General features: G+C 70.2%; 7 protein-coding genes. All 7 read right to left on the bottom strand.

Going from position 1 to position 8,645, the window contains the following annotated elements; all coding sequences use genetic code 11:
- Positions 1-237: 237 nt before the first annotated feature.
- The gene (locus E1200_RS27860) at positions 238-867 is read right to left on the bottom strand and encodes an ATP/GTP-binding protein (RefSeq protein ID WP_131955052.1); all 630 of its coding nucleotides are present in this window, start codon (positions 865-867) and stop codon (positions 238-240) included.
- Positions 848-1,264, bottom strand: a complete 417-nt coding sequence (locus E1200_RS27855; RefSeq protein ID WP_131955053.1) for a DUF742 domain-containing protein — start codon at positions 1,262-1,264, stop codon at positions 848-850. Before E1200_RS27855 ends, E1200_RS27860 begins: the two co-directional genes overlap by 20 nt.
- On the bottom strand, positions 1,264-1,686 hold the full coding sequence (locus tag E1200_RS27850; protein ID WP_131955051.1) for a roadblock/LC7 domain-containing protein: 423 nt from the start codon (positions 1,684-1,686) through the stop codon (positions 1,264-1,266). The genes E1200_RS27855 and E1200_RS27850 overlap by 1 nt, the downstream gene beginning before the upstream one ends.
- On the bottom strand, positions 1,683-4,091 hold the full coding sequence (locus E1200_RS27845) for a nitrate- and nitrite sensing domain-containing protein (protein ID WP_243708877.1): 2,409 nt from the start codon (positions 4,089-4,091) through the stop codon (positions 1,683-1,685). Before E1200_RS27845 ends, E1200_RS27850 begins: the two co-directional genes overlap by 4 nt.
- Positions 4,092-4,366: 275 nt before the next feature.
- Complete coding sequence (locus tag E1200_RS27840) at positions 4,367-6,007, bottom strand: hypothetical protein (RefSeq protein ID WP_131955049.1); 1,641 nt, start codon at positions 6,005-6,007, stop codon at positions 4,367-4,369.
- Positions 6,004-6,882, bottom strand: coding sequence for a terpene synthase family protein (locus E1200_RS27835; RefSeq protein ID WP_131955048.1), 879 nt, complete (start codon positions 6,880-6,882; stop codon positions 6,004-6,006). The genes E1200_RS27840 and E1200_RS27835 overlap by 4 nt, the downstream gene beginning before the upstream one ends.
- Before the next feature lie 69 nt (positions 6,883-6,951).
- Positions 6,952-8,238, bottom strand: coding sequence for a cytochrome P450 (locus tag E1200_RS27830; protein ID WP_165950494.1), 1,287 nt, complete (start codon positions 8,236-8,238; stop codon positions 6,952-6,954).
- Positions 8,239-8,645: the final 407 nt, after the last annotated feature.

Here is an 8,645-nt window from a genome sequence, read left to right as displayed (position 1 = left end):
GTGTCGAGAACCGGCTAGCAGTCCCCTCGGCGCAACCTGCCTTCGGACGCGACCGCGTCGGCTCAGCCCGGCGCGGGGCTGCGGTGCCGGCTGCTTCGCGCTCGTTGACTTGCGGCGTGTTGTTGTTATGGAGCGCCGGATAACAACAACACGCCGCAAGTCAACGGACTTGGTGACGCGGGAAGGCCGGTCGGTCCCGGCGGCTGGTGCCGCCGGGACCGACCGGCCTTTGGGGTTTTAGGCGTTTTGGGGTTCGGGGTCGCCGGTCAAACCGCGGGTCTTCATGGCGTGCAGGACGAGGTCGATGAGGACCTTCTTGCAGGATTCAAGGTCGCGGGCGTCGCAGAGCATGACGGGAACCCTGGGGCCCAGGTTCAGGGCCATCTGGATCTCCGCCAGGTCGTAGCGCTTGGCGCCCTCGAAGCAGTTGACCGCCACGATGAACGGGGTCTTGCGGCGCTCGAAGTAGTCGACCGACGGGAAGCAGTCGGACAGCCGGCGGGTGTCGGCGAGGACGACGGCGCCGATGGCGCCGAGCGAGACCTCGTCCCACATGAACCAGAAGCGCTGCTGCCCGGGTGTGCCGAACAGGTAGAGGACGTAGTCCTCCTTCATCGTGATGCGGCCGAAGTCCATCGCGACGGTGGTGGTGCCCTTGCGCTCCACACCGGAGATGTCGTCCACGCCGACGCTGTTGTCGGTGAGGACCTCCTCGGTACGCAGCGGACGGGTCTCGGACACCGTCGCGACCATCGTGGTCTTGCCGACGCCGAATCCGCCCGCGATCACGATCTTGACCGCCGTGGGAAGCCTGCGGGCGCGCACGCCGTGCCGTCCGCCCCCGGCGCTAGAGGGCCCGGAGACCATCGATCACCGCCTTGTAGAGCCTGATGTCGTGCATGTCCGCTTCGGGTTCGGGCTCCTGCATGGAGACGAATCCCTTGTCGAGAAGGTCGCCGAGCATCACCCGCACGGTCGCCACCGGAAGGTCGAGATGTCCGGTGATCTCCGCCACCGACATGACCGACTGGCAGAGCCGGATGATCGCCAGGTGCTCGGGGCCGAGGCCGATCGCGCCCTCCGGCTCGGGGCCGACCGCCACCACGAGGGTGATGAGGTCGAACTCGCCGCGGGTCGGCTCGATGCGGCCGCTGGTCATCACGTACGGCCGCACCATCGGGCCGGCCTGCTCGTCGAGCAGCCGGCCGCGGGCGGGCAGCGCCGAGTCGTCCGGCCACTGGTGCTGCGGATCCTCGGGAGGCATCACGTCGAACCGCCTTCGGCCGCCTCCGACCGGGACGGGGACGTGAGGTGGTGGCCCATCGCGGTGACGAGCATCGCCATCTCGTAGGCGATGAGGCCGACGTCGGCCTCCTCCCCGGCGAGCACGGCGAGGCAGGCGCCCTTGCCCGCCACCGTCACCAGCATGAACGCCGACGCCATCTCGATGATCGTCTGCCGGACGGGCCCGCCGCCGAACCGGACGCCCGCGCCCTTGGCGAGGCTCTGGATCCCGGCGGCGACGGCCGCGAGGTGCTCTCCGTCATCCTGGGTCATGCCCTCGGAGGACGCCATCAGCAGGCCGTCCGCCGACAGCACGACGGCACTGCGGGTGTGCGGCAGCCGGTGGACCAGATCGTCCAGCAACCAGCCCAGATCGGAGGTCGAACCGGTCTTCTGCGTCACTGATCTTCCTCGCCTTCCGCTGCGTTCTCGCGCCGTTCCTGCCGTTCCGCCTGGGCCGCGTCGGACCGGCCCTGCCGCGTGCCCCGCTGGTAGGAGCCCATGATCCGCTGGATCTCCTCGGGGGAGCGGCCTGGGTCCTCCACCTCCTCCTGCTCCTCGGCGGCGGGTTCGCCCGCCCGCAGGGGCTCGGCCAGGTTCGCCTGGGGCACCCGCACGGGAAGACCGGACGGTGTGGTGGAGCTATCGGGCACGGGTGGCTGATCCTCCGGCTCGGTGGTTACGGAATCACCCCCGTCTTCGGGGGCGGCGTCCTCGGGGGAGCGCCCGCCGCCGCCGGGCCGGTGCGCGTCGGCCGGCTCGGACGCGGGCGAGGGCACCGCGACGAGCGCCGGTCCGGTGGACGACGCGGACAGCGTCGCCGTCGCACCCGACGACCTCGGACCGGACGCCGGCGCATCGGCCCCGGTGCCGTTCTGCGACACCGGCCGTCCGTTCGCGGGGGCGCCGACCACGGTCGGCTGCCGCACCTCCAGGCCGTTCTGCGTGGTGGCGCCGGACTTGGCGGCCTCGGGCCCCTGCTCGCTGATCAGCTCCCGGGGGATGACGACCACCGCGGTGGTGCCGCCGTAGGCGGAGCGCTTCAGCGAGACCTGCACGTTGTACCGCTCGGCGAGCTTGCTGACCACGAACAGGCCGAGCTGGACGGAGCTCTGCAGGTTGAAGTCGGGCGGGTCGGCGATCCGCGCGTTGATCTCGGCGAGCTTCTCGTCGGTCATGCCGAGCCCGCGGTCCTCGATGTCGATGGCGAAGCCGCTCGCGACGAGGTGGCCGCCGATCTGCACGACGGTGTCCGGCGGGGAGAACGACACGGCGTTCTCGATCAGCTCGGCGAGCAGGTGGGTGACGTCACCGACGGCGCGTCCGGCGAGCTCGACCGGGCCGAACGGCAGCACGGTGACGCGGGTGTAGTCCTCGACCTCGCCGACCGCGGCGCGGACGACGTCCACCATCGGGACGGAGTTGCGCCATCCGCGGGCGGGCAGCGCGCCGGAGAGCACGATGAGGTTCTCGGCGTTGCGCCGCATGCGGGTCGCGAGGTGGTCGAGCCGGAACAGCTCCTCCAGCTCCTTGACCTCGATGTCGTGCCGGCGCTCCATCGTGTCCAGCATGGTGAGCTGCCGGTGCACGAGGGTCTGCGTGCGGCGGGCCAGGCTGAGCAGGACGTCGCGGATGCCGCGGCGCAGCTCGGCCTGCTCGACGGCGGTGCGGATCGCGGTCTCCTGGACGGCGTTGAACGCGCGTCCCACCTGCCCGATCTCGTCGTTGCCGAACTGCAGCGGCGGGGCTTCGAGGGAGACGTCCACCTGCTCGCCGTGCCCGAGGCGTTCGACGACGCCGGGCAGGCGCTGCTCGGCCAGCTCCCAAGCGGCGGCGCGCAGCCGTTCGAGCTGCCGGACGAGCGCGCGGGCGGTGGTGATGGACACGACGATGGACGCGATGACCGCCAGCAGGCCGAGACCGCCGGCGAGGGCCAGCCGGATGATGATCCCGTAGCCCATCGGCTTAGCGCGTTCCAGCAGCCTGTCACCGCCGTCGAGCACGACCTGTTCGAGCTGCTTCTGGACCGGGAGCATCGACGACTCCCACTCCTGGGAGGTGATGCGGATCGGCCCGGTCGTCTTGCTCTGGACGATGCGGTCCTCAAGGCCGCGCAGCCCCAGGTACTCGTTGCTCCGGGCGACCTCGTCGTACTGGGCGCGGTCCTCCTGCGGGAGCTCGGCGGCGGCCTCCTCGTGGAGGAACCGCTGGGTTCCCACCAGCTTGGTGAACTCTGCGTGCTCGGCCGGGGTGAAGCGCCCGGCGGCGAGTGCTCCCGCGAGCAGCGCGTCCTCGCGGGAGAGGATCTCCTTGGCGCGGGTGAGGGAGTTGAGCGTGCGGCTGTCCTTGGCGATGGCGTCGTCGTCCACGCTGCCGACCGAGGTGTAGAGGCGGAAGGCGACGTCGATGAAGTCGTTGTAGGGCTGGGCCGCCTGGCCGCGCTCCAGTGAGCGGGCGTCGATGGCGGTCCGGCCCGCGGTGAGGGCGTTCAGGCGGCTGAGCGACTCCTTGATGCTCTTCTTGGTGTTGTCACTGGCCATCCTCGATACGGAGCCGCTCGCGACTCCCTCCCGGTAGTCGGCCGACGCGGAGTCGACGCGCTGGCGCTGCGCGTCGAGCGCGGCGCGCTGCTGCCTGCTGGGACTGCCCAGGTAGGCGAGGGAGAGCCGGCGTTCTTGCTGCACCTCGGTCACCAGGGTCACGGCGGGCCGGGTGACGTTCTGGTCGAGCGTGGTGACGGTGAGCAGATTCAGTCCTTCGCGCATGGTCACCCACGCGGCGAAGACCCAGAGTGCCGCTAGCGACACGAGCAGGGCGGTAATTTTCGTCCGCAGACGTGAGTTGCGGAAGCGCATTCAACCTGTCCTCAACGAGTTCCCGAGCGCCCGGCGGGCCGCCGGGGGTGACGGTTGCCGGGCCGCTGGTGTACAGGCGCGCGGCGCGACAGGGGGCTGTCGCGTGCGCACGCGGAGTACCTTAGCAACGTTGCGAGGGCAGATGATGTACTTTGTTCGCGTTAGCGGGAAATTCCGCTATTGACCATCTTGCAGTGTGAGATACGAAACATGGGCGCAACGTGCATTTAGCGCAAATCGGGTCTAATGCCGCGTTGGTCGGCCAGCCGGTGCGCTGCCAGGACGGACGCCCGCACGATGGCGACCGGCAGGTACAGGTCCTTGTCGTGCCATAGCGCCGGCCACTCGTCGGCGCCGTCGTCGTCCGGACGATCCGCGGCGGGGAGCATTTTACAACCGGCGGCGACAGATTCCCTAATCCTCGCCGACGCCTCCCACATGGTGATATCCGGCGTGTCTGACAGCAGGATCTGAATGGCGTAGGCGGTCTCTTCGACCGTCCCTTCCCAGCGTCCCCACGACCCGTCGGACCGCTGGCTCTCCAGTGCCCACGCGCGGGCGCGCTGCACCGCCCGCGCGCCCTTCTCGCCGCCGAACCGGTCCAGCGCCACGACGCAGCACATGGTCGCGTAGTAGGGCGAGGCGTGCCAGCGGTCCGTCCAGCTGCCGTCCGCCTCCTGCCGGTCGCACAGCAGGCCGACGAGCTTGTCCACCGTCGCCGCGTACCGTCCCGCCGCCGCGGCCGGCGGAGCCTCGCCCCGGCGCACCGCCTGGAGGTACTGGCCGAACGCCTCCAGGACGTGGGCGTTGACCGTCACCGAGAAGCCGTTCTCGCCGGGCCAGGTGGAGAAATGCGTGTCCGTCTCGTACGACCACAGCATGTCGGGGGCCCGCGGCACGCCGAGGAGACCGAGCGCGTACAGGGTCGCGGACGTGGTGTCGGCGTCCGGGGGGAGCCCCTCCGCCGCGGGGGTGCCGACCGGGCCGAGCGCGTCGTCGAGGCCCTGCACCAGCGAGGCGGGCACGTTCGTGGCGACGCCGGTCCGCGCGAGGATGCCGAGCACCCAGGCGCGCTCGAAGACCGTGATGGGGATGCCGCACGGCGCGAGACCGGCGTGGTCGTCCACGACCGTCTCCAGGAAGACCCGCGCCAGGTGGTGGGGATCGCTCGCGGCGTGCTCGTCCAGCCAGGCGGCGGTGGCGGCGGGCGACGCGCCGACCGCCCCCAGCGAACCCGGGCGGACCGCCGGCGCACCCCGCGCCAGATCGCCCGCGACCTCCAGCGCGTGCAGCACCTTCTCCGGCAGGACGATCCCGGCGCCGAGCGCGGCCCGGATGGTGGCGAGCCTCGTCCCGTCCAGGTCCTTCGGACGGCCCAGGGGCGCGTCCAGGACCGCCGGGTCGAGGCCGGACGAGGGCAGCTCCCGGAGGGCGGCGAGGTGGTCGTTGATCGAGTCGATCAGCGCGCTGGCGATGAGGTCGTTCGCCGGCATGTCGGGCAGGGCGTCGGCGGTCATGCCCGGCAGCCGCACGGCGAGCACGGGCAGGGCGCGGTTGAGCGCGCCGGCGAGCTCCTCGGCCGGCGGGCCGCCGTCGCGCAGCACCTTGAGCAACGCCTCCACGGCGCTTAGCGACGGGACGACCATGTACCCCTCCGGCGCTCCCCAGAGGCCGTCGGGACGCCGCGCGTCCAGCAGATGCCGCAGCCGCAGGTCGTGCCCCTTCAGCCAGGGGGCGAGGGAGACCAGCCTGCCGGTCTCGTAGATCGACGGGGAGACCTGTCCCCAGGGCCGCGCGAGCAGGCCGGCGAGCAGATCCTGGGCCGCGGCCGGGCCGGCGTCGGGCCGTGCCTCCTGACCCGTGGTCACAGCGCCCCCCAGTAGTCGGTCTCGCCGTAGAACCCCATGCAGAAGTCGATCTGGCGTTCGAGGTAGTAGGCGAGCCGGGGATGGTCCTCGCGCAGCGGGACGACGACCTCGCGGAACCGCCCGGTGAGCTCGGCGACGTGCCGGTCTATCTCGTCCCGTCCGACGTCGAGCAGGAGGGCGTTGAGGTCGCCCCACTCGACGTCCCGCTCGTAGCTGCCGATGTCGTTGATCAGGCGCCCGGCGCGCTGCGCGGCCCAGCTCGCCGTCTGGACCGCCGCGATGTCGGCCTCGCTCGGCGGCGGGCTGCTGGAGATCCACTGCGAGAGGAACGCGAAGGAGAACCCGAAGTTGTCGCAGTTGTCCAGATACTCGGCCAGGGTGGGGCGCTTCCCGGCGGCCCGCCAGTCCCATTCGTGCGCCATCGAGTGCAGGAAGCGCGCGAGCTGGTCCCGCCAGGCGGGCAGCAGCGCGGGGAACGCGGGCGACTCCGCCAGCCCCTCGCGGATGTCGGCGAGCGAGAGCATCAGATCGTCGTCGGCCGGCGGCTCCCCGTCCGCGACGGCCAGGCACCCGGCGACGACGTCGTCCACCTCGGCCCGCGAGGTCGCCACGTAGTCGATGCGCCAGTCCACGCCGAATCCCCACACGGCGGTGCGGTTCGTCAACTGGAGTTCGTCGCTCGTCGCCCACGGCGCGCTGAACGCCGTGCACAGGCAGACCGTGTTGTAGAGCGTCGGATCGAAGGGTTTCGCGCCGAACAGGCGGCCGTACCGCTCCGCCCATCGCTGCGTCTCCCTCCCCGCCAGGCCCGCCACCGCGCAGATCGCGCCGCTCGGAGTGGCCGCGGGCAGGCCGGTGAAATCGATTTTTTGCATGGTGAAGACCATCCCGGGAGTGGTGCGTTCCAGACGATGACGTTCAGCGTGGGCGGTGCGTCCGCCGGCTCAGTGCCGGACGGGCTGCAGCGTGATGTCGACCCGCTCACGCGGCTTCAGGGTGAGGTCCACCCGCGGCTCGATCGGCTGCGGGCTCGCCAGCACCGGGCGGTACCTGCTGAGCAGCGTGGCCAGGATCAGCGGCGCCTCGATGTAGAAGAAGACACGCCCCGCGCACTGGTGGGGGCCTCCACCGAACGCCATGTAGGCGAAACGGTGCCGGGAACGGTCGGAGACGAACCGCTCCGGATCGAAGACGTGCGGCTGCGGCCAGACGTCCGGCAGCCGGTGCGTGAGGAACGGGCTGATGGCGATCGTCGAGCCGGCCTTGAGCCGCACCCCGTCGATGACGTCGTCCTCGCGCACCACCCTCGGGGTGATCCAGCCGACGGAGTAGATGCGGGCCGTCTCCTGCAGCACCATCTTGGTGTAGGGCAGCTTCGGGACGTCGTCATAGCGGGCCGGACGCGTCCCCACCACGCGGTCGATCTCGTCGTAGAGCTTCGTGCGGACGTCCGGGTTCGCGTCCAGCGCGCCCCACAGGAACGTCAGGACCGAGACCGTCGTGTCCGTCGCCGCCATGAACAGCCCGACGATGCCGTCGCGGACGGCCCGGTCGTCGAGCGCCTCGCCGTCGTCGCCCCGCGCGTTGAGGAGCATCGACACGAGGTCCCGGCCGCCGTCGTCCTGGCGGCGGCGCGCCTCGTGGACGATGGGGAAGATGAGGTCGTCCAGGACCCGGACGGCGCGGTTGAAGGTCCGGTCCCCGGGCAGCGGCACCGAGAACGGGATGAACGGCATCAGCATCCGCGCGCGGAAGGACGACGTCGTCGCGGTCACCATGGCCTCGCCGAGCTCGTCGATCTTCGACAGCTCGATGCGGTCGCCGAGCAGCACCCGGATGATCGTCCGGTAGACGATCCGCGTCATCTCCCCGTAGGCGTCGACGGGCTTTCCGCCCGCGGCGCGCCGGCCCAGCTCCTCCACGGCCTCGGCGATGGTGGCGGTCATCTCGTCGGCGACCAGCGCGGTGCTCGGCGCCGACAGCAGGTTCTGGTAGACCTTGCGCCGGATGTTCCACGTCGGACCGATGTCCGAGGTGTCGCCGACCAGCCGTCCGAGGGGCTTCCACATCATGCCCTCGCGCCGGAAGTTGTCGACGTTGTCGCGCAGGATGTACTGCAGGTGCTCCGGCCGGGTGATCAGATAAGGGCGGAACGGGCCGAGGTTCGCCCGGACGATCTCACCGTCGGCCTCCCGTCCCATTTCCTCGAACGTTCCGATCGGATCGCGCACCAGCCGCGGCAGATGGCGAAACGGCAGCGTACGTGCCTTTCGAGCGGACCGGGTGCCGACATCGACGGTCATTCTCGTCCCTTTTGACGTGGTGGCGCGGTCAGTCCGGGCGGCGGGTGCCCTGAGAGCATCGTTGGTCGGTATAGGCGCTTTGTGGGGAGAAGCAACTCGCTGACGGGTTCGAGTGGAGTATCACATGATCATTTAACGAAAACAAGCAGCAAGTTGGTAGGAAATGTGACAATCCGCGCGTGACCTAGCTCACTTCACAAGCAATGCGTCGGCCAAGTCAAGGTCACTTTGACCTCCCGTTCGATACCATGTCGAACGCTCCAAAACCGAACGTCCGTTCGACCTATCAAGCATCCAACCTGCACAAAAGGCAAAAGCCCCCACTCGGCCTCCAC

The sequence above is a fragment of the Actinomadura sp. GC306 genome (assembly GCF_004348665.1).
GTDB lineage: Bacteria > Actinomycetota > Actinomycetes > Streptosporangiales > Streptosporangiaceae > Spirillospora.
The sequence above is the reverse complement of the archived record's forward strand: the minus strand, read 5'-3'. Positions and strand labels throughout refer to the sequence as shown.